Origin of the sequence: Halomicrobium katesii DSM 19301 (assembly GCF_000379085.1) — an archaeon.
Classification (GTDB): Archaea; Halobacteriota; Halobacteria; order Halobacteriales; family Haloarculaceae; genus Halomicrobium; species Halomicrobium katesii.
Genome location: NZ_KB905378.1, coordinates 2615546 through 2638984, shown reverse-complemented (window position 1 = coordinate 2638984; position 23439 = coordinate 2615546). Strand labels below are relative to the sequence as shown.

The window sequence follows — 23439 nt, the reverse complement described above, 5'->3', positions numbered from 1 at the left end:
GCTACTCTGTGCCCTGCCAGAGCGCCCGTGGGATCGCCGCGACCAGGTCCGTCGCCACGAGTCCGTTGCCCCGCTCGTCGGCGACGAGATCGCCGGCTCGGCCGGTGACGTACGCGCCGATCGCCGCGGCGTCGTGTTCCCCACACGTCGCGGCCAGCGCGCCGACCACGCCAGCGAGCACGTCGCCGCTGCCGCCGACGGTCATGCCGGGATTGCCGGTGCGGTTGACGCGGGTTCGCGTCCCGTCGGAGACGATGTCGTCGGCACCCTTGACCAGCATCGTCTGTCCGATCTGTGCGGCGAAGTCGGCGACGCGATCCGCGCGGTCGCGCCACGCCTCTGCCGTCTCGCCGCCCATCTTCAGAAGCTCGCCCTGGTGGGGCGTACAGATCAGGTCCGCCGTCGTCTCGACCTCCGGGACGACCGACAGCGCGTCGGCGTCGACGACGGCGCGCCCGTCGTACCGTTCGAGGAAGTCCGCGGCCGCGTCGAGCGTCGGCTCCGCGTCACCGAGTCCCGGTCCGAGGACCACCGCGTCGCTGGCGTCTGCGAGGGCGATCAGTTCGTCGACGTGTGACGGCGCGAGCGTCGCGCCGTCCAGCGGTCTGACGATGAGGTTCTCGCTGTAGCCCTGTACCGCGTCGGCGACGGCGCGAGGACAGGCGACTCTGACGAGGTCCCCGCCGGCTCGCAGCGCCGCCTGTGCCGCCAGTGCCGGTGCGCCCGTGTACGGGCCGCCGCCGACGACGAGCACCTCCCCGTTGTCGCCCTTGTGGCTCGTCGGATCGCGGTCGAGCCGACGCAGGTCGCCCCGCTCGACGAACAACTCGGCGGTGTCGGGGATACCGATGTCCGCGACGGCGACGGTCGCGTCGAGCTCGTCCAGTCCGGGCTTCGTGTCGTGGAACGTCACGACCCGGTCGGCCTCGACCGCACCCTCCACCAGCGCCCCGGTGTCGCCGTCCATCCCCGAGGGCACGTCGACGGAGACGACGGTGCTCTCACTGTCGTTTATCCGCGCTGCCGCCGTCGCCGCCGGCTCGCGGAGCGGACCGCTGATCCCCGTGCCGAGCATCGCGTCGACGATCACGTCGGGGTCGTCGAGCGCGAACTGGCTGGCGTCCCTGACCTGCTCGGTCTCGTAGTCGGACTGCCCGAGCGCCGCCCAGTTCTGGCGTGCGATCTCCGTCGTGATCGTCTCGGGTCGCCCCAGCAGCGAGACGCTCAGGTCGTAGGCGTCGAGAAACCGGGCCGCGACGAACGCGTCGCCGCCGTTGTTCCCGCGGCCGGCGACGATCCGGACCGACGCCCCCTCGTCTGCGATCCGTTCGACCGCCCGAGCCACCGCGTTCCCCGAAGACTCCATGAGCTGTTTGCGGGGGACGCCCAGCGCGGCCGCGTTCTCGTCGACGACTGCCATCTCCGAACCGGTGATCATGGGTGGGTCTTGGCGCGCGACCATCCTAACGGTAGGGGACGCCGTCGCCGTCGGACACTGTCGCGGACTCGACGATCCGCTACCGCCGGATCTCGAAGCCGTCGGTGTCGCGTGGCTCCTCGTACTCGACCTCGACGCCGTCGACGCGGGCTCTGGGACTGCCCTCGTGACACCACTCGACCATCGACTCGACGGCCGACGCGGGGCCCTCGAAGACCGCCTCGACGCGGCCGTCGGCGAGGTTCTTCACCCAGCCGTCGACGCCCGTCTCGCCCGCGGTCTCGCGGGTGGTGGCGCGGTAGAAGACACCCTGTACCTTGCCGCTGACGAACACGTGTGCGCGCGTGCGGTCGGACATGGTCGAACGTGATGACGCCGAGGCCCAAGAGCGTGTTCACGCCGGGTCGCCGCCGCTGCGGAGGAAATGGAAGACGTACGTCTGCGCGTAGCCGGCGTACTCGCCGCCGAGAGCCTCACGGATCGCCCGCGAGGTGTCTGCGTAGTTGCCCCGATCGGCGGTCGGGAAGTACTCCTCGATGGTCGTCTTGATCCAGGTGTCCAGCGGGACCGCCTGGAGGAAATCGAGCGAGAACAGTAACACGCAGTCGGCGACCTTGTTTCCGACGCCGACGAACTGGGTGAGGTGGTCGCGAGCCGCCTCGTAGGCCATCTCGCGGGCCGCTTGCGGGTCTGCTTTCCCCTCGGCGACCATCGTCGCGGTCCGCAGGACGTACGGCGCGCGGTAGCCCAGCCCGAGGTCTCGCAGCGCCGCCTCTGTCGTCGCTGCCAGCTGTTCGGGCGTCGGGTACGCGTGGTAGGTCTCGCCGTCGAACGTCACTGCGTCGCCGTACGTCTCGCGCAGCGCCTGTTGCATGCCGTGGATGCGGCCCACGCGCATCTGTGCCGAGCAGATAAAGGAGATCAGCGAGCCGAACGCCGGATCGCGGACGAGACGCATCCCCCGGTACTCGTCGTACGCGTCCTGGACGACGGCGTCGTCGGGTGCCGTCGCGCGGATCGCTTCGAGGTCGTCGTCCAGTCGGAGCAGTCGTCGGAGGTGCGGCGTCGCGTCGATGTCGCTCTCCCATTCGAGGTGGCCGTCTCGCTGTCGAACCCTGATCACGTGGGCTCGACCGTCGACCCTGACGGTCGTCCAGTACCACGCCGAGCCGCCGTGTGCGCCGTCCTGATCGTACATGCGACCGTCAGAGCGGTCCCAGAGGTACGACTGGCCGCTCTCGACGGTCGACTGGAGGTCGACGCCACCCGGCAGGCTCGCGGTCGCTATCTGGCCCCGTTGCATCGACTCGTCGTCGGGGCTTGGGCGGTTTCTAGTTTTCGAGAGCGTGACGGGCTAACCTTCTTAATACTGGCAGTCGAATCGACATGTATGGATTGTCGAGTTGTCGTCGAGGCCGCTGTGCCCGTCTACGACGTGGAAACTCCCGACGAGGCGGTCCGGATCGCGATCTCGAAGACCGGCGAGATGCTCAATCCGGACCTCAACTACGTCGAGATCAACATGGGCGAACGCCAGTGTCCTCACTGTGGCGACGAACTCGAACCCGCCTTCATCGCTGCCGACGAGAGCCTGGTCGCGCTCGAACTGGAGATGACCGTCTTCAACGTCGAGCGCGACGAACACGCCGCCCGGATCGCTCGCAAGGAGATCGGCCAGCGCCTCGAGAACATCCCGCTGGAGGTACTACAGATCGAAACCATCGAGGAGACAGACGACTCCGACGCCGAAGACCCAGCGGACTCGACCGACGACGAGGCCGACGGTGCCGCGTCCGACACTGGCGAGACGGACGCGGGAACGGAGTCGGATTCGGACGACGTGTTACCAGAGTTCGACGAGTTACTGAACGAATAACGTCGGCGTTTCTCACGCGACAGAGCACTGTCCGTCGATTGCTGTAGATATCGACGACCGGTGACTGAGAGTGGAGTTCAGTCGGCAGCAGCAGAAACAGGTTCTTTCTCTTCGGCGTTCATCTCGGACGTAATACCCTTCGCGAGGGCAAATACAGCGGCCTTGTGGTCCGTCTTCGACTTGTGAATCGAGGTCGGCTGGACACCGAGATCGACGTACTTGTCGTGTTCGACTGTGTCCCCTGTCTCTTGTTCGTAGTGGTTCTGTACCTGTGCAAGCAGGCCGTGGAGATGGATGAGTTCCTGCTTCTTCATAGTCACCCACACCTAGAAACCGAAGGGTTATAGTACTACTCTGAGTGTGGTTAACACACGCGTTTCAATTACGGTCCCGAAGTAGACGGATTATACGCGGGTCTCGTCGAAACGAATGCGGTGTCTACTACCTCTTGACCGCGGTGTAGTCACTGTCTACGCACTGTTCGGGCGGGGCGTGAAAGATTTTTGGTCGCCGCCGTGTTGGGGGACAGTATGGACTACGACGAGATGCTCGATCAGGCGGTCGAGGAGACGCCGGAGATCGAGGGCGACGGCGAACGGTTCGAGATTCCCGATCCGGACCTTCGCCAGGAGGGGAACGCGACGGTGTTCGAGAACTTCCAGTCGGTCTGTGACCGACTCTCGCGAGCGGACGAACACGTGATGCAGTTCCTCCAGAACGAGGTCGGGACGAGCGGCCACATCGACGAGAGCGGCCGGGCCAGGCTCACTGGTGAGTTCCGGGAGCGACGCATCGCCGACGCGCTCGACGCCTACGCCGACGCATACGTGCTGTGTCCGGAGTGTGGGCTCCCCGACACGAAACTCAAGGACGAGCAGGGCGCGACGGTGCTGCGATGCGAAGCCTGCGGCGCGCAGTCGCCGGCCGGACCGTAGCTACTGTAGTCCCTTCAGCGTCTCCAGGTCTCTGTCGGTTCTGGTGTACTCCGCGAGTCGCCGACTGGCGTGACAGTTCGGACAGTGGTACGTGGCGTCGTGTTTCGGGAGCGCGGTCGGCGTCGACTCCCAGTCTTTCTTGCACTCGGGACAGAGCAGTCGAACGTAGGCCTCCTCCATGGTTGTGAATAACACGCAATGAACGCGGAAAAAGGTTCGTGTTCCAGCAGCGAGCGCATCCGACACGACGGGCGAGGAGTTACGCTGGGAGGCCGTCGACGTCGAGCAGCTCCTTGTAGCGGTTGCGGATCGTGACCTCGGAGATGTCCGCGACGCCGCTGACCTCGCTCTGGGTGACCTTTTCGTTGGTCAGCAGTGCGGCGGCGTACACGGCTGCGGCCGCGATTCCGACCGGCGACTTCCCGCTGAGGATGCCACCGTTGCGAGCGGCTTCGATCAGTTCGCGTGCGCGCCGCTCGGTCTCGTCTGACAGCGACAGTTCGCTGCAAAAGCGCGGGACGTAGCTCTCGGGCTTGGCCGGGGCGACTTCCAGGCCCAACTCCCGGACGATGTAACGGTAGGTCCGGGTGAGTTCCATCCGTTCGACGCGTGAGACGTGGGTCATCTCGTCGAGTGACCGGGGGGTGTTCGCCTGACGCGCGGCGGCGTACAGCGACGAGGTGGCGACGCCCTCGATGGAGCGGCCCGGCAGCAGGTCCTCGTCGAGCGCGCGGCGATAGATGACGCTGGCCGTCTCGCGGACGTTCTTGGGGAGTCCGAGCGCCGATGCCATGCGGTCGATCTCGCCCAGCGCCTGCTTGAGATTGCGCTCCTTGGAGTCGCGTGTCCGGAACCGCTCGTTCCAGGTGCGCAGACGCTGCATCTTCTGGCGCTGGGAGCTGGACAGGGAGTTGCCGTAGGCGTCCTTGTCCTGCCAGCCGATGTTGGTCGACAGCCCCTTGTCGTGCATCATCTTGGTCGTCGGTGCACCGACGCGGGACTTGCTGTCTCTCTCGCTGGCGTCGAACGCGCGCCACTCGGGCCCGTGGTCGATCTCGTCTTCCTCGACGACCAGTCCGCACTCTTTACACACCGTCTCGCCGTGTTCTGCGTCGAGCTGTGTGTGGCCGCCACATTCTGGGCAGAGACTCTCGTCGACGCTTTCCTCCTCCGTCTCGATCTCTGTGCTGGTCTGCTGTTCGCCGCTGTTGGTTCGGGTATGTATCTCGCTCATAGTGGATGTCTCGATTGCTGAGGACACAAACTTTAAAAAATAGGTTGCGACCCTCCTAACAAGTAGTTAGTTAGAAAAACATATAAGAGTTATGGTAGCGGAAGTCGGGATTCGCAGGACTGCGCCGTGCTGTCAGTTGTCATGAGTGTGTGGGACATCGACGCGAGACGGTCGCTCTCTCGCGGTGGAACCGGTAGTGACCGCCTAAACCGTAAAGAGGTGGCCCTCGGTCGGCACGTCGAACAGTCCGATTCGCGCCCCGGCGTCGAGCCACGCGTGGCCGTAGGAGAACGACGCCAGCGCGTTGACCGGGTCGTCGTCCGCCCGGAAGTGCCGGCCGTCTTCGAGATACGACGCCGCCATCTCCGCGCACTCGACGGCCGCGTCGTGCATCGGCGTCCCCTCCGGTGGTGCGATCTCGGCCGCCGCGACGGCGTCCGCGAGCAGTCCCTCGTATCGATCGGTCTTCTCCCGTAACTCCGCAGCCATACCCGGTACAGACCGTCGAGTGGCTAAGCGGTTTCGCCCGATGGATGCGGGCCAGACACGACAGCGCAACCTACAAAGCCCGCCGCGAAGTAGGGTAAGTAATGACTGACGACGCCGTCGAACACCGGAGACTCATCATCGCTGGGACAGGTATCGCGGGGCTCACCGCCGCCATCTACGCCGCCCGCTCGAACAACGATCCCCTCGTCTTCGAGGGGGACGAACCCGGCGGCCAGCTCACCCTCACCACGGACGTGGCGAACTACCCGGGCTTTCCGGAGGGGATCAGCGGCCCCGACCTGGTCAACGACATGAAAGAGCAGGCCCAGCAGTTCGGTGCCGAACTCGATCACGGAATCGTCGAGAACGTCGACGCGAGCGATCGCCCGTTCCGCGTCGAACTCGCCAACGGCGACGCCTACACCGCCGACGCCGTTATCGCCGCCTCCGGGGCGAGCGCGCGCACCCTCGGCGTCCCCGGCGAGGACGAACTGATGGGCTACGGCGTCTCGACGTGTGCGACCTGTGACGGGGCGTTCTTCCGCGACGAGGACATGCTCGTGGTCGGCGGCGGCGACGCCGCCATGGAGGAGGCCACCTTCCTGACGAAGTTCGCCGACACCGTCTACATCGCACACCGCCGCGAGGAGTTCCGCGCCGAGGACTACTGGGTCGATCGCGTCCAGGAACAGGTCGAGGACGGCGACATCGAGATCATGCGAAACACCGAGCTGCTGGAGATCCACGGCTCGGCCGAAGACGGCGTCGACCACGTCACGCTGGCCCGCAACGACGAAGGATACCCCTCTGAGGCGCTCGACGACCCCGAGACCGAGCAGTTCGACTTCGACGTGGGCGCGGTCTTTCTCGCGATCGGTCACACGCCCAACACCGGCTACCTCGAAGACACCGGCGTCGAACTGGACGACGCCGGGTACCTCCAGACCGAGGGCGGTGTCGGCGACGGCGAGACCGCCACCGCCGTCGAGGGGCTGTTCGGTGCCGGCGACGTGGTCGACCACCACTACCAGCAGGCCGTCACCGCCGCGGGGATGGGCTGTAAGGCCGCGCTCGACGCCGACGAGTACCTCGAATCGCTTCCGGAAGCGTCCCTGGCCGCCGAGACCGCCCCGCAGGCAGACGACTGAGGAACCGGACACTCGCGTTCTCGTACCGTGCTCGCCGACCCGCAGTCCCTTTACGTAGCGGCGGCCAACGAGCAGTCATGACAGACGACACTGTCACCGTGACACTCGAAGCCGGCGACGAACGCGACGAACTGACCGTCCCGACCGCGCTCGTGGACATGCTCCGAGAAGGCGATGAGTCCGACCCGGAAGTCGTCGGCGACATCGCGATGTTCGGCATGGCCCAGCGGATCCACGGTGCCGTCCACCACGCACAGGGCGAACCCGACGCCGAGATCGAGTCCGTCAACGAGACCGCGATGGAGCTGTTCGAAGAGCGCTTCGGCGCGACGTTCTCCGAGCTGACCGGCCACGATCACTAACTACGATCTCTTGTCGCGATTTCATGGTCCTCCAGCGACGCGCTCACGCCGCGTCGGTGACCGTCCACGAGAGGACGACGCCGTCGTCGACCCGCTCGACGCCGTCGAGCGAGAGCGCCGGAAACTCCTCGACGAACCCTTCGCCGTCTGCCAGCGTCGGGGCGTCCCGTCCGCCGATCACCGTCGAGCCGACGAACACCGACAGTTCGTCGACCAGCCCCTCCTCGAACAGCGAGAAGATCAGCTCGCCCCCGCCCTCGACCATCAGCTGGTCGATGCCGTCGCCCGCCAGCTTGGCGAGTGCGGTGACCAGATCGACGCGGTCCTCGCCGGCTGCGATGACCGTCGCGCCCGCGTCCTCCATCTGCGTGACGAAGTCCGTCGGTGCCGCCTGGCTGACCAGCAGGTAGGTGAGTGCCGCCTCGTCGAGGACGCGGGCGTCCGGCGGAGTCCTGACCTGTGAGTCGGCGACGACTCGCGCGGGATTTGCGGGCTCGCCACGGTCCTCGCGGGCCCGCTGGCGCTCGGGGTCGTCGAGCGTGAGTGACGGATCGTCGGCCAGCACCGTCCCGACCCCGACCATGACCGCGTCGCTCTCGGCGCGCAACTCGTCGACCCGGTCGAAGTCCCGCGTTCCCGAGATCTCGATCTGTTCGCGGCGGCGCGTCGACAGCTTCCCGTCGGCGCTCATGGCGGCGTTGACGACCACGTGCATGGTCGTCTGGACGGAACTGGCGCAAAAACCGGTTACGAAACGCGACGTTCCGGCTCGCGCTCGCCGTCGGCCAGTAGCTTCCGGGCGTCGATGGCCTTCTTGCCGTGGGCACTCGTCCGGAGCCTGACCGCCGGCCCGTCGAGCCAGAGTTCGCGAACGTCGACGACGATCTCGGACGACCAGCTCTTGATCCGGCCATCGCCGTGGCTATCGATTTCGATAAAGGTACGCGGCGTTCGCTGGCGCCCCATCGTCCACTCCGTGTCCCCCAGCTCCATCGTCTCCGCTTCGAGCGCTTCCCACTCGAAGATCACGACGTGTTGCTCGCGTGGCTGGTCCGATCGCTCGTGGTCGACCCGCGTTCGGGTCTCGTAGTCGACGCCGAAGTGTGCGGCCCACAGCTCCAGATACTCGAAGTCGAACCTCTTCTTGCCCTCTCCTTCGCCGTCCCTGTTCGTCCAGACGACGTGTGCGTCCGAGGGCTTCTTCCCGAATGCGCCGCCCATGTCATCGACCCCGCTGGCGCTGGAGTTCGCGTGCGTCACCGAGCGAACGCGACTCGACCAGTCCCGAGATTCGTAACAGACTGACAGCCGGCAGTGTGACCCCGCGCAGTGGCATACGCGTCAAGTACCATTATCTCGAATAAAAATGTGCCGGCCATACGTCAACGGATGGAGACGTAAACACTCGTCTCCCGCCGGTCGCGGCGTCGGCGCACCACCGAACGCTTTTCATCGCCGCCGCCGAACCACGGCCCGATGACACTCGACGAGCATGCCGAGGAACTCGCCTCCGACCTCGGTGTCGACAAAGAGGAGGTCAAAGAGGATCTGGCGAATCTCGTGAACTACTCCGTCCCGATGGACGAGGCAAAGCAGAGCCTCAGACGCAAGTACGGGGACGGCAGCGAGGGCGGGACGACGCCATCGAGCAAAGACATCGCCGAGATCTCGGCGAGCGATTCGAACGTCACCGTCACGGCCCGAGTGCTGACGGTCGGCCAGCGGTCGATCCAGTACCAGGGCGACGAACAGGTGATCTTCGAGGGCGAACTCGCCGACGAGACCGGGACGATCTCGTACACGGCCTGGGAGGACTTCGGACTGGCTGCCGGCGACACGATCACCGCGGGCAACGCGGGTGTCCGCGAGTGGGACGGGCGACCCGAGCTGAACCTCGGCGAGAGCACGAGCATCGAGCGATCCGACGACCCGCTGGACGTGCCCTACGAGATCGGCGGCGACGCCGAACTCGCCACGCTCGCGCCGGGCGACCGCGGGATCAACGTCGAGGTGCAGGTCCTGGAGGTCGAGGAGAAGACGATCGACGGCCGCAACGGCGAGACCGACATCCTCAGCGGCGTCTTCGGTGACGAGAGCACCCGGCTCCCGTTTACCGACTGGGACCCACACGCCGAGATCGAAGTCGGCGCGTCGATCCGCATCGAAGACGTGTTCGTTCGGGAGTTCCGGGGCGCGCCGTCGATCAACGTCTCGGAGTTCTCGACGGTGACGCCGCTGGACCGGACGGTCTCGGCGACCGAGAACGCACAGCGGATGCCGATTCGCGAGGCCGTCGACTCCGGCGGACTCTTCGACGTCGAGCTGACCGGCAACATCATCGAAGTGCGGGACGGCTCGGGCCTGATCGAGCGGTGTCCGGAGTGTGGCCGCGTCGTCCAGAACGGGCAGTGCCGGAGCCACGGCACGGTCGACGCTGTCGACGATCTGCGGACGAAAGCGATCCTCGACGACGGCAGCGGCACCGCGACGGTCGTGCTCGACGACGAACTGACCGCCGACGTGTACGGCGGTGACCTCGCGGACGCGACCGAGCACGCTCGCGACGCCATGGACAAGGAGGTCGTCGCCGAGCGGATCGCCGACCGCATCGTCGGTCTGGAGTACGTCGTCCGTGGCTCGCTGTCGGTCGACGAGTACGGTGCGAACCTCGACGCGACCAGCTTCGAGGCGAGCGACGACGACCCGGCAGAACGTGCTCGGACGCTGCTCGCGGAGGTCGAGCCATGAGCACCGACGAGGATCAGGGCGGCGCGGGCCGGCGCGAGGTCGCCTATCGCCTCTTTGCCGCCGAGTTCGACGACGCGGACTTCTCGTACTCCGAGAGCGACGAGGAGCGTGCGCCCAACTACGTCGTCACGCCGACGGGCGCACGCGTGAATAGAATGTTCTTGGTGGGCGTGCTGACGGAGGTCGAGACGGTCAGCGAGGACTACCTCCGGGCCCGCGTCGTCGACCCCTCGGGTCCCTTCGTCGTCTACGCCGGCCAGTACCAGCCCGAGGCGCTTGCCTTCCTGGAGAGTGCCGACCCGCCGACGTTCGTGGCGGTCACGGGCAAGGCTCGGACCTACCAGCCAGACGACAGCGATCAGGTGTACACCTCCGTCCGGCCCGAGTCGATCAACGAGGTCGACGCGGCGACGCGGGACCGCTGGGTCGTCCGGACGGCAGAGCAGACCATCGACCGCGTGGCACGCGCTGCAGAAGGCAAACACGCCGGCCTGACCGGCGACGACCTGCGGGCGGCGCTCGTCGGCCACGGCGTCGACGAGGGAGTGGCCGCTGGCATCCCGATCGCGCTGGAACGCTACGGAACGACCGGCGACTACCTCGCGGCAGTGCGGGACCTCGCGATCGACGCCGCCCGCGTCGTCGCCGGCCAGCGAGACGAGGTCGAGCCACTGACCGTCCGACCGGGACAGGGCAGCGACGACCAACTCGCGGGGCTCGTCGAGCGACCGATCGAGGTGTCGACCGACGACGAAGCGGCCGGAACGGTCGCCGAGGAACCGGTCGAAACAGACCGACCGGACGAGACGGCCGACGACCAGCGCGCGGGAACCGCGGAAGCGACGACGGGCCAGCAGTCGAGCGGTTCGGACGCCTCTTCGATCGACGACGAACCCGCGGGCGAGACGACCGAGAGCGTCGGCGACGTGGCCGAGGAAGAACCGTCCGGAGCCGGTTCGCCGGACGAGACGGCAGAACCGTCGCCGGACGAGATCGACACGACGACGGGCGATGAGCCCACCGACGAGTCAGCGTCAGACCTCGGGACGGCCGCCGATTCGTCTGCGACGGGGGAGACGGACTCGGTGGACGACGATCTCGGGGAGTTCGACCCCGAGTTCGAACTCGACGAGAGCGAGCGCGAGGAGATCGAGTCCGAGTACGGCACGGAGTTCCAGAGCGGGACCGAGGTCGACGAGCCCGGCGCGACCGACATCGACGCGCCCGATCCGGAGGCGGTCGACGCCGAGAGCGCCACGGCAGCAGACGCGGAGCCGTCGTCGGTCGCCGATCCGGGCGAGGCCGAAACTGAGGCCGCCCGAAGCGCCGACTCGCCCGACGAGGACGACGCGGCCGACGTGGCCCTCGAAGACGCAGTGATGGACGTGATGGACGATCTGGACGACGGGGACGGCGCAGCCCGGACGGCGATCGTCGACGCCGTCGTCGACCGGACCGGCGGCGATCCCGACGCCGTCGAGGACGCCATCCAGGACGCGCTGATGGGTGGGCGCTGCTACGAGCCCGACGACGGCCTGTTGAAACCGATCTGATGGGCGTCGAACCGGTTCCAGACAGCCCCGCAGCGGTCGCGACCACCGGCGAGGAGCGCTGTCTCGTCGTCGCGGACTACCACGCCGGTATCGAGCGGGGACTGCGCCGCGAGGGCGTCGAACTGGCGAGCGACGCCGACGTGCGGCGGGACCGACTCCTCGATCTGCTCGCCGAAACTGCTCCCGACCGACTGGTCGTCCTCGGCGATCTCGTTCACTCGATCGGCGACCCGGCAGGGGCCGAACGCGAGGAGGTGACGGCGCTCCTCGACGCGGTCGAGGTCCCGGTGACCGTCGTTCGCGGGAACCACGACGGCGGGATCGACGAGCTGTGTGCGGACGCGGCGACGCCGGTGACGGTCACACCCAGCGACGGCGTCAGGATCGGTTCGGTCGGATTCGCACACGGCCACACCTGGCCCAGTCGGGCAGTGCTCGGGGCCGACGTGGTCTGTGTCGGCCACGAACACCCGGTCGTCCGTCTCGAAGACGAGGTCGGCGGCCGACGGGTCGAGCGCGCGTGGCTCCGCGGGCGCGTCGACCCCGCGCCGTTCGAGAGCCACTCCGACGGCGCACTGGGTATCGACGCCGACCTCGTCGTGTGCCCGGCGTTCAACGATCGCTCCGGGGGCACGTGGGTCAACGTCGCTGGCCAGGAGTTTCTCGCTCCGTTCCTCCCGGCGGGGCTGGCCGACGGAGAGGCCTACCTCCTCGACGGAACGCGTCTCGGTCGGTACCGATCGATCTGAGGGCCGTAGTCGGATCGTACCGGCGGGTAGCGGGCGTATAACAACGGGGGTAGCGCCGGGCTGTCCACCATGGGCGCGGTATCGTCGGACCACACGCTGGGGCGCTGTCCGGACTGCGAGACCGAGATCCCGCTCGGGTTGGTCATCATCGAGTACGAGACCGACGCCGGGCGAGAGTCCTACGCCGAGTGTCCGGGTTGTCGAGAAGTGGTCCACCCGATCTAGAGCCACGTCGCGATCGTCGTGAGGACGAACAGCGACGCACCGACCACGACGACCCACAGCAGCGGTCCGCTCTCGGTCGGCGCGCCGGACTCCTCGGGGTTCGAGAACCCCGCCAGAGCGGTGAGCAGGACCAGCGCGCCGACGCCACCGGTGATCCAGTCGATCGTCGTGAGGCCAGAGAATGCGGCGAGTGCGGTGTCGACGACCGAGACGACGCCGAACGCCGTCAACGAGACGAGATAGAGGACGCGAGCGTTCATACAGTAGTTCGTGCGAGCGCGAACATATGGCTGGCGTCCCACAGCGCGAGCGGTCGGAAGCGATTACTGTGTCCCCGACGGCTTTGAGATAGGTAGCCGCCGTATAAATTGCTAGAAAAACCTACATATATTCACCAATCCGTTTACCAGAATCTCACCGTTGATAATGTCTGGGGAACACCTTTATGGGAAAAATAGATTCTTTTGGACCATGCGCACTAGACGTAATGTACTTAAAAGGGCCGTCGGTACCGCGGCGGTCGGGCTCTCTTCGGGCTGCTTGGGTACTCTCAGCGGCAGTGACCAGACTGTCTCGTTCGGGGCCGTGTATCCTCTCAGTGGACCCCTCGAACGGGTGGGGACACACGGCAAGCGGGCGACCGAGCAGGCGGTGCGAGACATCAACGCGGCAGGCGGCATCAACGGACGACAGGTCGAACTGACAGTGATCGACAGCGAGGCGACCGTCGAGACCGCGGTCGAGGGATACCGCGAGTTCGCCGAGAGCGGCGGTATCGGATTCGTAGGCGGATTCGTCAGTGACGTGTCGATCGCGCTCTCACAGGAAATCGTCGACGACGAAATCATGGCGGTCAGTCCGGCCAGTACGGCACCGCAACTGACGACGGCCGGGCGGGCCGACGATCGGAAGTTCTTCGGGCGGACCGTTCCCAGTGACGGGCTCCAGGCGGTGGCGATGGCGAAAGTCGTGGACGATTCGCTGTACATCGGTGCCGACTCCGTCGCGCTGTTGAGCATCGACAACTCGTTCGGAGCCGGGCTCGCGGAGGCACAGCGGTCGGTGCTCGACGCCGAAATCGTCGCCGACGTGCGCTACGACTCCGCGGCCGAGTCGTTCGACGGGACGCTCGATACCGTCTTCGAGAACGATCCGGACGCGGTCGCCTTTACGAGCGTCTCCGGACAGGAAGGGAGCATTCTCGACGCGTACAGCCAGCGAGACGAAGACGTTCCGTGGGTGTTCTCCGCCGGGATGTTCGGCGGGGACGTGCCGTCGTACTACGACGGATTCTACAGCGCGTCGCTGTCGTCGTCGCGAGCCGACGGGTACTTCGATCTGGTTCGCCGACTGTCCGACATCGACGCGCTCGCAGCCTTCGCCGCGAACGGCTACGACGCGATGTTCCTGATGGCCGCCGCCGCACAGCAGGCCGGCGAGACGACCGGCCCGGCGATCGCGGACACGATCCGGTCGGTTTCGGGCGACACGGGACACACGGTCTCCGTCGGTGACTTCGACAAAGTGCGCTCGTTGACGGACGCGGGACGCGAGCTGAACTATCAGGGTGCGTCGGGCGGCGTCGACCTGACCGAGAACCTCGAACCGCTGAGTTCGTATCTCATCCAGCGGATCGACGGCGGCGTCGTCGAGTCCCTGGAGTTGCTCCAGCGTGGCTTCTTCGAATCGGAGGGGGGACGATGAGCCTGGGCACCAAACGGTTCCTCGCTGCGGTCGAGCGATCGCTTCCCGACGTTGTCAGGCGACGCTACGCCGCGAAGTTCGGTGTGCTGCTGTTGGGGGTCGTCCTCGTCCTCGCGGCCGGGGGCGGACTCGTCATCCTCGAAACCGAGTCGCTCGTCGAGTCCCAGACCGAAGAGCAAATCGTCGGCGTCGCCGAGTCACAGGCGTCGTCGACCTCGGAGTGGGCGTCAAGTAAACAGTCGACAACGTCGTTCCTCGCCGATTCGCTTGCGGATCGAGCCGACGAAACCGCCGCAGACAACCAGCGCTGGCTCGAACGGAAGCTCATCGGACTGCCAGGGGACGTTCGAGCGCTTCACTACGTCGATACCGCTGACGGATCCGTCGCCGCGAGTACAGACGACGGCCTCCAGGGCACGTCGCTCGCCGCCGTCGAGGCCCCCTGGACAGACAGTAGCGGCGCAGTCGTCACCTCGGGTCCGACCTCGACCTCCCAGCCCTACGAGAGCGGGAGCGACTCTGTCATCGCGTTCGTCCAGCAGATCCCCGGAGACGACGGGGTCGTGGTACTCACCGCGTCGCTCGAAGCGCGATCCCACGAGTTCACGTCGCCGTTCGCGACCGGCGACGTGAAGGTCGTCAGCCAGGACGGGCGGATCATTCTGGACAACCGAAAGGGATCGCTCCTCGAACAGTACGAGACGACCGACGGCTCGACTGAGACGGCCGTCGAGGCGGCCCTCGGCGGCGAGACTGGATACAGACAGGTCTCGGCCCGGACCGGCATGGACGAGGGACAGTACGTCATGGCGTACACGCCGATCACCGGCACGGAGTGGGCGTTGCTCTACCACGTCCCGACCGACCGCGCGTTCGCGCTCCAGTCGGCGGTCTCCGAGAACATCGGCCTCCTCCTGGCGCTTGCGGTCGGCGCGCTGTTCGTCGTCGGAGCGACGATCGGCCGGGGAACCGCCCGTTCGCTCGCCCACGTGGCCGAGAGCGCGGAGGACATCGCTGCGGGCGAGATCAACAGTACGATCCCCGAGACCGACCGCATCGACGAGATGGGACAGCTGTACGACGCCTTCGCCGCGATGCAGGCGTACCTGACGACCGCCGCCGACCAGGCGGACGCGATCTCCGAGAAGCGGTTCGACGATCCCGCGCTCGACGAGGAGATCCCCGGCGAGTTCGGTGCGGCGCTGGAGAAGATGAGCGTCGACATCCAGGAACTGATCGCCAACATCGAGGAGGCCAAAGACGAGGCGGAGTCCGCGCAGGCGGAGGCCGAGTCGATGGCGACCGCCCTCGAAGCGAAGGCGGAACAGTTCAGCGACGTGATGGACAGTGCCGCGGCCGGCGACCTCACCCAGCGGATGGACACCGACAGCGACTACGACGCGATGGTCGACATCGCGGAGAGCTTCAACGAGATGGTCTCGGAGCTCGAACGGACCGTCGTCCGCATCGAGGAGTTCGCCGGGACCGTCGACTCCTCGACGGAGTCGATCTCCGCGAGCGCACAGGAGATCAAGTCCGCGAGCGAACAGGTCAGTCGATCCGTCCAGCAGATCGCGGAGGGCGCAGACCGGCAGAACGAGCACATCCAGCAGGTCAGCGGCGAGATGACGGACCTCTCGGCGACCGTCGAGGAGATCACGTCCTCGACCGACGAGGTCGCCTCGAAGTCCCAGCGCGCCGCCGAAACCGGTTCTGAGGGGCGCGAATACGGGCAGCTGGCCGCAGACGAGATCGAAGCGATCGACGAGACGGCGACAGAGGCCGTCGAGCAAGTCGAGTCCCTCGCCTCGGAGATGGAGCGGATCGGCGAGGTCGTCACGCTGATCGACGACATCGCCGACCAGACGAACATGCTGGCGCTGAACGCCTCCATCGAAGCCAACAGAGCCGGCGAGGCCGGCGAAGGGTTCGCCGTCGTGGCCCGCGAGATCAAGGCGCTGGCGGAGGAGACCCAGGACGCGACCAACGACATCGCGTCGCTGATCGAGAACATCCAGTCCCGGACGGACAACACCGTCGACGACATCCGCGAGATGGGCGACCGAGTCGACAACGGCAAGGAGACCGTCGAAAACGCCACGGAAGCCCTCTCGGAGATCGTCACGCAGGTCGAGGACGCCAACTCCGGGATCCAGGCGATCAGTGACGCGACCGACGAACAGGCGGCCTCCATGGAGGAGGTCGTCTCGATGGCCGAGGAGGTCGGCTCCATCAGCGAAGAGACGTCCTCGCAGTCGGAGAACGTCGCCGCGTCGGCCGAGGAACAGGCCGCGTCGATCTCCGAAGTCACGAGCAGCATCCAGTCGCTGTCGAGCCAGGCGAGTGACCTGAAGGAACTGGTCAACCAGTTCGACACCGACGCCCGAAGCACCACCGGCGAAGCGTCGGCCGCGTCGGACGACTGATACCGCCGGCTGTCACTGTTTCGAGAGATTTGCGATACGAGGTCGCGACATTCGTCACAGACGGACAGCCGGCAGTATGAGCGGTCCCCGTCCGACTCGGGGCCGTTGTGGACCGGCGCTGTCCGCATCTTTAACCTCGTCCAGCCGTTAGCAGTGGCGATGAGTGAGACGGGCGCTGACGCGTTCACTGCACTCGGCGGGTCGGTCCGATCGGCGCTGTCCGAGCGGGGTTTTACGACGCCGACGGAGCCCCAGCGAAAGGCGATTCCGCCGCTGGCGGCGGGAGACGACGCGCTCGTCGTCGCGCCGACGGGGACCGGGAAGACGGAGACGGCCATGCTCCCGGTCTTCGACGCGCTGGCCGACGAGGACTGCTTTGGCATCGGGGCGCTGTACGTCACGCCCCTTCGGGCGCTGAACCGCGACATGCGCGAGCGGCTCGACTGGTGGGGCGACGCGCTCGACCTCGAGATCGACGTGCGCCACGGCGACACGACGGACTACCAGCGCCAGCAGCAGGCCGACGATCCGCCGGACGTGCTCGTGACGACGCCGGAGACGCTCCAGGCGATGTTGACCGGCTCGAAGCTCCGGACAGCGCTAGAAGACGTAGCCCACGTCGTCGTCGACGAGGTCCACGAGCTCGCGGCCGCCAAGCGCGGCGCACAGCTGACCGTCGGGCTGGAACGGCTGCGCGAGGTGTCGGGTCCGTTTCAGCGGATCGGGCTCTCGGCGACCGTCGGCGATCCCGAGGCCGTCGGGCGCTTTCTCACCGGCGACCGCGGCTGTCGGATCGTCGAGGTCGACGTGGGGGGCCGTCTGGACGTGTCCGTCGTCCGGCCGACGGTCACCGATGCCGACGAGCGCCTGGCCAGCGAACTCGTCACCGACCCCGAGGTCGCCAGCCACGTCCGCCGGATCGACGAACTGATCGCGGCCCACGACTCCGTCCTGGTGTTCGTCAACACGCGCCAGACGGCGGAGGCACTGGGCTCGCGGTTCAAAGAACTCGGCACGAATCTCGGAGTCCACCACGGATCGCTGGCCAAGGAGACGCGAATCGACGTGGAAGACCGCTTCAAAGAGGGCGATCTCGACGCGCTGCTCTGTACCTCGTCGATGGAGCTCGGGATCGACGTGGGCCGCGTCGACCACGTCGTCCAGTACGGGAGCCCGCGCCAGGTCGCTCGGCTCCTCCAGCGCGTCGGCCGCGCGGGGCACCGCCGGGACCTGCTGTCTTCGGGGACCGTCGTCACCACCCATCCAGACGACACGCTGGAGGCGCTGGCGATCACGCGACAGGCTCTCGACGGCGAGGTCGAGCCCGCCGAGGTCCACGACGGCAGCCTCGACACCGTGGCCAATCAGGTCCCCGGCATCGTCATGGACGTCGGCGAGATCCGCGCGATGGAGGCCTACGAGATCGTCACGCGGGCGTATCCCTTCCGAGAGCTGACGACCGACGAGTTTCGGGCGGTGGTCCGCGAACTCGCCGAGAACCGCGTGCTCTGGGTCGACGAAGAGAACGACCGACTGGAGAAGCGACGGGGGACCTGGCAGTACTTCTATCAGAACCTCTCGATGATCCCCGACGAGGCGACCTACGACGTGGAGGACGTGGCCTCGGGCGACCAGATCGGCACGCTCGACGAGCAGTTCGTCGTCAACTTCGCGAACCCCGGCGAGGTGTTCATCCAGCGCGGGGAGATGTGGCGGATCACGAACGTCGACGAGGACGAGGAGGTCGTCACGGTCTCGCCCATCGAAGACCCCGCCGGGGAGGTGCCGTCGTGGGTCGGCCAGGAGATCCCGGTCCCACAGGCGGTCGCCCGCGAGGTCGGCGAACTGCGACGCGTCGCCGGCAGACAGCTCCAGGACGGGGCAGCGGCCGACGCCGTGGCCCGCGATCTCACGCGGCGCTACGAGGGCGATCCGGCCACCGTCGAGAGCGGGCTCGAACAGCTCCGAGACCACGAGGCTCCGATCCCCGACGACGAGACGATCGTCGTCGAGATGCACGGCCGCGAGGTCGTCGTCAACGCCTGTCTGGGCCACCAGGTCAACGAGACGCTCGGCCGACTGCTCTCGTCGCTGGTCGGTCAGCGGGCCGGCGCGACCGTCGCGATGGAGGTCGATCCCTACCGGATCGAACTCGAACTGCCAAGCGGCGTCAGCGGCGGCGACGTGATCGACGTGCTGGAGACGACTGATCCCGAGCATGTCCGCCACATCATCGAGCTAAGCCTGAAAAACGCCGACGCCCTGAAGTTCAAGCTCGCCCAGGTCGCGGCGAAGTTCGGCACGCTCAAGCGCTGGCGGGGCTCCGGTTCCGGTCGGTTCGGACGCGATCGACTGCTGGCCGCCCTCGAAGACACGCCGATCTACGACGAGGCCGTCCGCGAGGTGTTCCACGAGGACCTGGCCGTGGAAGCGACCCAGACCGTCCTGTCGGCGGTGCAGTCCGGCTCGATCGCCGTCGAGACCGTCGGCGACCGCACGTCGATCGGCCTCGGCGGCCGTTCGTCCGGTCGGGAACTGCTCTCGCCGGAACACGCCGACGCCAGCGTCATCCAGACCGTCAGGGAGCGCATCCAGAACGACCGGGTGCTGCTGTTCTGTCTCCACTGCCGAGACTGGCGGCGCAAACAGCAGGTCGGTCGCGTCCGCGACCAGCCCGACTGTCCCGACTGTGGGTCGACGCGCATCGCCGCACTCAATCCGTGGGCCGAGGAGGTGATCTCGGCGGTGCGAGCCGAGGACAAAGACGAGGACCAGGAGAAGATGACCGAACGGGCCTACCGGTCGGCGTCGCTGGTCCAGAGCCACGGCAAACAGGCGGTGATCGCGCTGGCCGCGCGCGGCGTCGGCCCCCACAACGCCGCTCGCATCATCAACAAACTCCGCGAGGACGAAGACGAGTTCTACCGGGACATCCTCCAGCAGGAACGCGAGTACGCCCGCACCCAATCGTTCTGGTGAGGTCACTTGCACACACGTGACTGGAGATTGGGTAGATTTTTGTTCGTCAGTTGATCACGTTGGATCATGCCAGAGACCGCGATATCGGACGCCAGAGCGCTCCTCGAACGGTCGCCCGACGAGCGTGAGGCACTCGATATCGGCGACGAGGAAGTCCTCGACGCTCTGTTCTCGGTGATCGAGCGCGGGGATCAGGAGGAGAAAGTACTCTCTGACTGTACGCTACCGGCACTGAACCTCGATTTCAGAACGGTCGAGAGCGACAACAACCATCCGGTCGTCTTCAGGAACTGCACGTTCGAGGGGGCAGTTAGCGCTGTCGACGCCGACGTGACCGTGCCGATCTGCTTCGAACACTGTGACATCGGTGGTCTCGAACTCTCCGGAGCCCGCTTCGAGTTCGACCTGGAACTGTCCGACTCGACCGTGAGCGGTGCCGTCGACGCCTTCGAGGCGCGGTTCGACGATCAGTTCGACGTGACCGGATCGACGTTTACTGGCCCCGTTACACTGCAGGAAGCACACTTCGGCAACGACGCGGACTTCGAACGGGCCAGCTTCGAGGCGTCGGTCTCGTTCGAAACCGCCTCGTTCAGTGGTGCGTCGAACGAACTCGGAGACAACGCCAGCTTCGAGGAGGCGACCTTCGAGGGGGAGGTCGACTTCCGTCAGGCGGCGTTTACGTACGCGGACTTTGCAGACGTGTCCGTCGCCGATCGTGTCGGATTCGAAGAGACGACGTTTACCGGGGACGTGGCGTTTACCCGTGCGACCTTCCAGAGCGAAGCGGACTTCGACGAGGTCGACTTCGGCGGCGATGTCGACTTCGAGTCGGTCACTTTCGAGGGCCCTGCGGTGTTTCGCGGAGCGGAATTCGAGGGCGGTGCCCGTTCACTCGAAGAAGACGCCACGTTCTCGCAAGCGGTGTTCGACGACGAACTGAACGCCCGTGATGCGCACTTTCGGGACGGTCTGTTCGACGGTATCACGGTGAACGGCCGTGCGACGTTCGAAGAGATTCGCTTCGACGGTGACGCTTCCTTCGAAGCTGCGACGTTCGCCGACGAGGTCGACTTCGACGAGGCCCGGTTTGACGGCGACGTGAGCTTCGAGCAGGTGTCGTTCGACGATGTCGCTATATTTCGCGGAGCGGAGTTTCGGGGAGCCGACAATCACCTCGAAGAGGACGCCTCTTTCGACGGAGCGACCTTCGTGGCGCGGGCGAGTTTCGAGGACGCCGTCCTCAGCTCCGGATCGTTCGTCGACACCCGTTTCGCTGCCGAGACCGACTTCCGCGGTGCGAAGTTCGATCGCGCCGTCTTTCACGTCGTTCCGATCACGAACGAAAGCTACGTGGACTTCACCCGCGCGATCATCAAGGACGGAGAGATCCGTCAGCCAGAGGGGGGCTGGGTTCGTTACGATCTGACGAACGCGAGTCTCGGCTCCGTGTCGCTGAGTGCGACCACCGAGAGCGACCACCGGCAGCTCCTCGACTACTTCCGTTTCTGCAACACGGAGTTCAACGAGTTCGACGGCTACGACTTCGACTTCTCGGCACACACGGACTACCTGGATCGAAACGACTGGTCGCTCCACGAGTTCGACGAGAACTTCGCCGACGTGACGTTCGCGATGCCGATGACCCCCGAGAACGTCGAGCGCACCTATCTCAAAGCCAAGACGGCAGCCTCCAGTGCTGGCCAGATGAAGGCCGCCGGCGAGTTCCGGGTCAGACGCCAGCAGTTCGCCCGGAAGAAGTACGTCGGCATCGCCAGAGACGGGACGACCGACCTCGTGACGCGGGCGAAAAACGCCAGTCGCGCCGTCGAGAACGCGTTCCTCGGCATCACCTGCGGTCACGGCATGCGACTGGGGCGGATCGTCGCCGTCTTCGCGCTCTTTCCGCTGTTCCCAGCGGTGCTGTACGCCTTCGGCGGGTCAGCGTTCGCGACGACGGTTCCGCCGCTCTCCGGTGCTCCCGGTCTGTTCTCTCCCGAGGCGCTGTCGATCCTCTATCGAAATATCCACTTCAGTTATATTACGTTTCTCACCATCGGCTACGGTTACATCGGCCCGGAGGGCGCGGCCGCGAGAGCGATGGCCGGGATGGAGGTGTACGTCAACGTCATCCTCTCGGGGCTGGTGTTGTACTGCCTGATCAAACGCTCAGAGATATAGGCCACAGGAGCGCGGTACGGCAAAAGACCTTTTCGAGTCCTCGCCGAACGCCCGATCATGACCGAACGAGTGAGCGGAGAGGACGTGATCGTCGAACACGCGACCGAAGATGTCGTCGTCGAGTCGGCCGAAGACGTACACGTAGACACCGGTCGCGTCGAGGGGAAACTGGTCATCGAGTCGGCACAGGACGTGATCGTCGAGCACGGCGGTGAGGTCCACGTCGAACAGTCCGAAGACGTGACACTCGATTCCGGAACGGTAGAGGGCGACGTGACCGTCGACAACGCACAGGACGTACACGAGGACGACAGCCTCCTCTGAAGATGGCCGAAAACTCCGAGCTACGGGTCGTCGGGACGCGCAAATCCCGGTCACTGGGGGAGGTTAGTGGCACGGTCTCCGTCGAGAGCGAGCGCGGATCGGTCGAGTTCACTGCGACCGACGACGTCGTCCTGACTGTCGGTGGCGAACGGAACTCGGTCACGGCACGCGGGAGCGGTAGCACGGTACGTCTCAGTATCGACGGTGACCGAAACAGTGTCTCGATCGCCCGGTCGCTCGACCTGGAGATCCAGGGCGACGAAGGCGTGGCGAACTCGATCGATCGTCACGGCGAGGCACAGAGCGGCCCCGACCTCGTACGAACCGACCGGGCGGAGGCGTACGCGGACCTCGGGTTGTTCGACTATACGATGGTGTCCTACCAGACCAACGCCACCGAGCGAGAGTTCTGTCACAACTGCGGCCGCGACGCCGAGACGATCGTCAGACGACACGAAGAGACGGTACTCTCCGTGTTCGGGTTCACCGTCACGCTCGGCGAACGAACGGGGTCGGACGAGTGTCCGGAGTGTACACCCCACGTCCCCGACGAAGACGTGGAACTCACCGAAGCGGAGCGACGCGAGATCTTCCGCTGATCATCCCGTTTCCGGCCGTCTCCCGAGTCGCTCGAACAGGGTTTCGGTAAAGACGGCGCAGTCGTGTTCCGGGTACGTGTGCCACGTCTCGTAGCCACCGTCGACCGCGTCGACGGCGGTTACCGCGCGGTCAGAGAAGTCGTAGCGCAGATCGAACGATCGCGTTGTCGGGAAGCGTTCGATCGAGTCGACACGGATCTCCGTCGTACACGCGACCTGTTCGGTGTCGTACGCGACGGTCGCCGAGTCCCGTCGGCGGAGGTCGATCGCTCGACTACCAGTGACGGTTCGCTCGTCGCAGGACGCGATCTCTGCGAACCCGAGCGACCGGGCACGAACACAGTGAGAGCTACCGATGACGGCAGCGGCGAAATCGACGCCGTCGACGGTCACCGTCGTCTCGTCGTAGACGTTCAGTCGGTCCGGATCCGTGAGTTCGTATCCAAAGTGAAGCAGTTCGTGGTTCATA

25 protein-coding genes are annotated in these 23439 nt (G+C 66.1%); 14 read left to right on the top strand and 11 right to left on the bottom strand.

From position 1 onward, the window contains the following. Position 1: 1 nt before the first annotated feature. The 3 genes from HALKA_RS0113890 to HALKA_RS0113880 all read right to left on the bottom strand — a co-directional run bounded on the left by HALKA_RS0113890 (position 2) and on the right by HALKA_RS0113880 (position 2741). Positions 2-1438 carry a bifunctional ADP-dependent NAD(P)H-hydrate dehydratase/NAD(P)H-hydrate epimerase gene (locus HALKA_RS0113890; protein ID WP_018258564.1) on the bottom strand — a complete coding sequence of 479 codons (1437 nt, stop codon included), beginning with the start codon at positions 1436-1438 and terminating at the stop codon, positions 2-4. A 79-nt stretch (positions 1439-1517) separates the two neighbouring features. After that, complete coding sequence (locus HALKA_RS0113885) at positions 1518-1796, bottom strand: acylphosphatase (RefSeq protein WP_018258563.1); 279 nt, start codon at positions 1794-1796, stop codon at positions 1518-1520. A 36-nt stretch (positions 1797-1832) separates the two neighbouring features. After that, the gene (locus tag HALKA_RS0113880; protein ID WP_018258562.1) at positions 1833-2741 is read right to left on the bottom strand and encodes a DNA-3-methyladenine glycosylase family protein; all 909 of its coding nucleotides are present in this window, start codon (positions 2739-2741) and stop codon (positions 1833-1835) included. 87 nt (positions 2742-2828) lie between these two features. Between HALKA_RS0113880 and HALKA_RS0113875 the strand changes: the two genes are divergently transcribed. Continuing rightward, positions 2829-3314 (top strand): DUF555 domain-containing protein, encoded by a 486-nt coding sequence (locus HALKA_RS0113875; protein WP_018258561.1) that lies wholly within the window; start codon positions 2829-2831, stop codon positions 3312-3314. 77 nt (positions 3315-3391) lie between these two features. Here HALKA_RS0113875 and HALKA_RS0113870 read toward each other — a convergent pair whose 3' ends face one another. Next, positions 3392-3628, bottom strand: a complete 237-nt coding sequence (locus HALKA_RS0113870; RefSeq protein WP_015763361.1) for a UPF0058 family protein — start codon at positions 3626-3628, stop codon at positions 3392-3394. Positions 3629-3844: 216 nt separating this feature from the next. Between HALKA_RS0113870 and HALKA_RS0113865 the strand changes: the two genes are divergently transcribed. Next, on the top strand, positions 3845-4249 hold the full coding sequence (locus HALKA_RS0113865) for a translation initiation factor IF-2 subunit beta (protein ID WP_018258560.1): 405 nt from the start codon (positions 3845-3847) through the stop codon (positions 4247-4249). Here HALKA_RS0113865 and HALKA_RS0113860 read toward each other — a convergent pair whose 3' ends face one another. The 3 genes from HALKA_RS0113860 to HALKA_RS0113850 form a co-directional block, all read right to left on the bottom strand. Next, positions 4250-4429: a DUF7836 family putative zinc-binding protein gene (locus HALKA_RS0113860; RefSeq protein ID WP_015763363.1), complete on the bottom strand. Its 180-nt coding sequence runs from the start codon at positions 4427-4429 to the stop codon at positions 4250-4252. A gap of 79 nt (positions 4430-4508) precedes the next feature. Then, complete coding sequence (locus HALKA_RS0113855; protein WP_018258559.1) at positions 4509-5483, bottom strand: transcription initiation factor IIB; 975 nt, start codon at positions 5481-5483, stop codon at positions 4509-4511. 204 nt (positions 5484-5687) lie between these two features. Further along, entirely contained in the window at positions 5688-5972 is a 285-nt protein-coding gene (locus HALKA_RS0113850; protein ID WP_018258558.1) for a DUF357 domain-containing protein, read from the bottom strand. Positions 5973-6073: 101 nt separating this feature from the next. Here HALKA_RS0113850 and HALKA_RS0113845 point away from each other — a divergent pair, with 101 nt between their 5' ends. Both HALKA_RS0113845 and HALKA_RS0113840 read left to right on the top strand, forming a co-directional pair. Then, on the top strand, positions 6074-7120 hold the full coding sequence (locus HALKA_RS0113845) for an NAD(P)/FAD-dependent oxidoreductase (RefSeq protein ID WP_018258557.1): 1047 nt from the start codon (positions 6074-6076) through the stop codon (positions 7118-7120). Positions 7121-7197: 77 nt separating this feature from the next. Next, positions 7198-7482 (top strand): DUF7545 family protein, encoded by a 285-nt coding sequence (locus HALKA_RS0113840; protein WP_018258556.1) that lies wholly within the window; start codon positions 7198-7200, stop codon positions 7480-7482. 43 nt (positions 7483-7525) lie between these two features. Here HALKA_RS0113840 and HALKA_RS0113835 read toward each other — a convergent pair whose 3' ends face one another. Both HALKA_RS0113835 and HALKA_RS0113830 read right to left on the bottom strand, forming a co-directional pair. Further along, positions 7526-8197, bottom strand: a complete 672-nt coding sequence (locus HALKA_RS0113835; RefSeq protein WP_018258555.1) for a 2,5-diamino-6-(ribosylamino)-4(3H)-pyrimidinone 5'-phosphate reductase — start codon at positions 8195-8197, stop codon at positions 7526-7528. Between the two features lie 32 nt (positions 8198-8229). After that, positions 8230-8703 carry a hypothetical protein gene (locus tag HALKA_RS0113830; RefSeq protein ID WP_018258554.1) on the bottom strand — a complete coding sequence of 158 codons (474 nt, stop codon included), beginning with the start codon at positions 8701-8703 and terminating at the stop codon, positions 8230-8232. Positions 8704-8958: 255 nt separating this feature from the next. Here HALKA_RS0113830 and HALKA_RS0113820 point away from each other — a divergent pair, with 255 nt between their 5' ends. The 4 genes from HALKA_RS0113820 (at position 8959) to HALKA_RS21470 (ending at position 12757) form a co-directional block, all read left to right on the top strand. Continuing rightward, positions 8959-10230 carry a Single-stranded DNA binding protein gene (locus HALKA_RS0113820; RefSeq protein WP_018258552.1) on the top strand — a complete coding sequence of 424 codons (1272 nt, stop codon included), beginning with the start codon at positions 8959-8961 and terminating at the stop codon, positions 10228-10230. Next, positions 10227-11783, top strand: coding sequence for a hypothetical protein (locus HALKA_RS0113815; RefSeq protein ID WP_018258551.1), 1557 nt, complete (start codon positions 10227-10229; stop codon positions 11781-11783). The genes HALKA_RS0113820 and HALKA_RS0113815 overlap by 4 nt, the downstream gene beginning before the upstream one ends. Next, positions 11783-12532 (top strand): metallophosphoesterase, encoded by a 750-nt coding sequence (locus HALKA_RS0113810; RefSeq protein WP_018258550.1) that lies wholly within the window; start codon positions 11783-11785, stop codon positions 12530-12532. The genes HALKA_RS0113815 and HALKA_RS0113810 overlap by 1 nt, the downstream gene beginning before the upstream one ends. 69 nt (positions 12533-12601) lie before the next feature. Beyond that, complete coding sequence (locus HALKA_RS21470; protein ID WP_018258549.1) at positions 12602-12757, top strand: DUF7837 family putative zinc-binding protein; 156 nt, start codon at positions 12602-12604, stop codon at positions 12755-12757. Here the strand turns inward: HALKA_RS21470 and HALKA_RS0113800 are convergent. Continuing rightward, complete coding sequence (locus tag HALKA_RS0113800; RefSeq protein ID WP_018258548.1) at positions 12754-13017, bottom strand: hypothetical protein; 264 nt, start codon at positions 13015-13017, stop codon at positions 12754-12756. The genes HALKA_RS21470 and HALKA_RS0113800 overlap by 4 nt on opposite strands. Positions 13018-13228: 211 nt before the next feature. On the opposite strand from HALKA_RS0113800, the gene HALKA_RS0113795 reads away from it, so the two are divergent. The 6 genes from HALKA_RS0113795 (at position 13229) to HALKA_RS0113770 (ending at position 22970) form a co-directional block, all read left to right on the top strand. Next, complete coding sequence (locus tag HALKA_RS0113795; RefSeq protein ID WP_245545395.1) at positions 13229-14461, top strand: ABC transporter substrate-binding protein; 1233 nt, start codon at positions 13229-13231, stop codon at positions 14459-14461. Next, entirely contained in the window at positions 14458-16887 is a 2430-nt protein-coding gene (locus HALKA_RS0113790; RefSeq protein WP_018258546.1) for a methyl-accepting chemotaxis protein, read from the top strand. Before HALKA_RS0113795 ends, HALKA_RS0113790 begins: the two co-directional genes overlap by 4 nt. 159 nt (positions 16888-17046) lie before the next feature. After that, positions 17047-19866, top strand: coding sequence for a DEAD/DEAH box helicase (locus tag HALKA_RS0113785; RefSeq protein ID WP_018258545.1), 2820 nt, complete (start codon positions 17047-17049; stop codon positions 19864-19866). Positions 19867-19932: 66 nt separating this feature from the next. Further along, positions 19933-22047, top strand: a complete 2115-nt coding sequence (locus HALKA_RS0113780; protein ID WP_018258544.1) for a pentapeptide repeat-containing protein — start codon at positions 19933-19935, stop codon at positions 22045-22047. A gap of 57 nt (positions 22048-22104) precedes the next feature. Then, complete coding sequence (locus tag HALKA_RS0113775) at positions 22105-22371, top strand: hypothetical protein (protein ID WP_018258543.1); 267 nt, start codon at positions 22105-22107, stop codon at positions 22369-22371. Between the two features lie 2 nt (positions 22372-22373). Further along, entirely contained in the window at positions 22374-22970 is a 597-nt protein-coding gene (locus tag HALKA_RS0113770; protein WP_018258542.1) for a DUF8108 domain-containing protein, read from the top strand. Here HALKA_RS0113770 and HALKA_RS0113765 read toward each other — a convergent pair whose 3' ends face one another. After that, the gene (locus HALKA_RS0113765; RefSeq protein ID WP_018258541.1) at positions 22971-23438 is read right to left on the bottom strand and encodes a DUF2617 family protein; all 468 of its coding nucleotides are present in this window, start codon (positions 23436-23438) and stop codon (positions 22971-22973) included. Position 23439 lies beyond the last annotated feature (1 nt).

Excerpts from the sequence above, each read along its gene's own strand:
- HALKA_RS0113890 (WP_018258564.1), bottom strand. The coding sequence starts at position 1,438 with ATGATCACCGGTTCGGAGATGGCAGTCGTCGACGAGAACGCGGCCGCG.
- HALKA_RS0113885 (WP_018258563.1), bottom strand. The coding sequence starts at position 1,796 with ATGTCCGACCGCACGCGCGCACACGTGTTCGTCAGCGGCAAGGTACAG.
- HALKA_RS0113880 (WP_018258562.1), bottom strand. The coding sequence starts at position 2,741 with ATGCAACGGGGCCAGATAGCGACCGCGAGCCTGCCGGGTGGCGTCGAC.
- HALKA_RS0113875 (WP_018258561.1), top strand. The coding sequence starts at position 2,829 with ATGGATTGTCGAGTTGTCGTCGAGGCCGCTGTGCCCGTCTACGACGTG.
- HALKA_RS0113870 (WP_015763361.1), bottom strand. The coding sequence starts at position 3,628 with ATGAAGAAGCAGGAACTCATCCATCTCCACGGCCTGCTTGCACAGGTA.
- HALKA_RS0113865 (WP_018258560.1), top strand. The coding sequence starts at position 3,845 with ATGGACTACGACGAGATGCTCGATCAGGCGGTCGAGGAGACGCCGGAG.
- HALKA_RS0113860 (WP_015763363.1), bottom strand. The coding sequence starts at position 4,429 with ATGGAGGAGGCCTACGTTCGACTGCTCTGTCCCGAGTGCAAGAAAGAC.
- HALKA_RS0113855 (WP_018258559.1), bottom strand. The coding sequence starts at position 5,483 with ATGAGCGAGATACATACCCGAACCAACAGCGGCGAACAGCAGACCAGC.
- HALKA_RS0113850 (WP_018258558.1), bottom strand. The coding sequence starts at position 5,972 with ATGGCTGCGGAGTTACGGGAGAAGACCGATCGATACGAGGGACTGCTC.
- HALKA_RS0113845 (WP_018258557.1), top strand. The coding sequence starts at position 6,074 with ATGACTGACGACGCCGTCGAACACCGGAGACTCATCATCGCTGGGACA.
- HALKA_RS0113840 (WP_018258556.1), top strand. The coding sequence starts at position 7,198 with ATGACAGACGACACTGTCACCGTGACACTCGAAGCCGGCGACGAACGC.
- HALKA_RS0113835 (WP_018258555.1), bottom strand. The coding sequence starts at position 8,197 with ATGCACGTGGTCGTCAACGCCGCCATGAGCGCCGACGGGAAGCTGTCG.
- HALKA_RS0113830 (WP_018258554.1), bottom strand. The coding sequence starts at position 8,703 with ATGGGCGGCGCATTCGGGAAGAAGCCCTCGGACGCACACGTCGTCTGG.
- HALKA_RS0113820 (WP_018258552.1), top strand. The coding sequence starts at position 8,959 with ATGACACTCGACGAGCATGCCGAGGAACTCGCCTCCGACCTCGGTGTC.
- HALKA_RS0113815 (WP_018258551.1), top strand. The coding sequence starts at position 10,227 with ATGAGCACCGACGAGGATCAGGGCGGCGCGGGCCGGCGCGAGGTCGCC.
- HALKA_RS0113810 (WP_018258550.1), top strand. The coding sequence starts at position 11,783 with ATGGGCGTCGAACCGGTTCCAGACAGCCCCGCAGCGGTCGCGACCACC.
- HALKA_RS21470 (WP_018258549.1), top strand. The coding sequence starts at position 12,602 with ATGGGCGCGGTATCGTCGGACCACACGCTGGGGCGCTGTCCGGACTGC.
- HALKA_RS0113800 (WP_018258548.1), bottom strand. The coding sequence starts at position 13,017 with ATGAACGCTCGCGTCCTCTATCTCGTCTCGTTGACGGCGTTCGGCGTC.
- HALKA_RS0113795 (WP_245545395.1), top strand. The coding sequence starts at position 13,229 with ATGCGCACTAGACGTAATGTACTTAAAAGGGCCGTCGGTACCGCGGCG.
- HALKA_RS0113790 (WP_018258546.1), top strand. The coding sequence starts at position 14,458 with ATGAGCCTGGGCACCAAACGGTTCCTCGCTGCGGTCGAGCGATCGCTT.
- HALKA_RS0113785 (WP_018258545.1), top strand. The coding sequence starts at position 17,047 with ATGAGTGAGACGGGCGCTGACGCGTTCACTGCACTCGGCGGGTCGGTC.
- HALKA_RS0113780 (WP_018258544.1), top strand. The coding sequence starts at position 19,933 with ATGCCAGAGACCGCGATATCGGACGCCAGAGCGCTCCTCGAACGGTCG.
- HALKA_RS0113775 (WP_018258543.1), top strand. The coding sequence starts at position 22,105 with ATGACCGAACGAGTGAGCGGAGAGGACGTGATCGTCGAACACGCGACC.
- HALKA_RS0113770 (WP_018258542.1), top strand. The coding sequence starts at position 22,374 with ATGGCCGAAAACTCCGAGCTACGGGTCGTCGGGACGCGCAAATCCCGG.
- HALKA_RS0113765 (WP_018258541.1), bottom strand. The coding sequence starts at position 23,438 with ATGAACCACGAACTGCTTCACTTTGGATACGAACTCACGGATCCGGAC.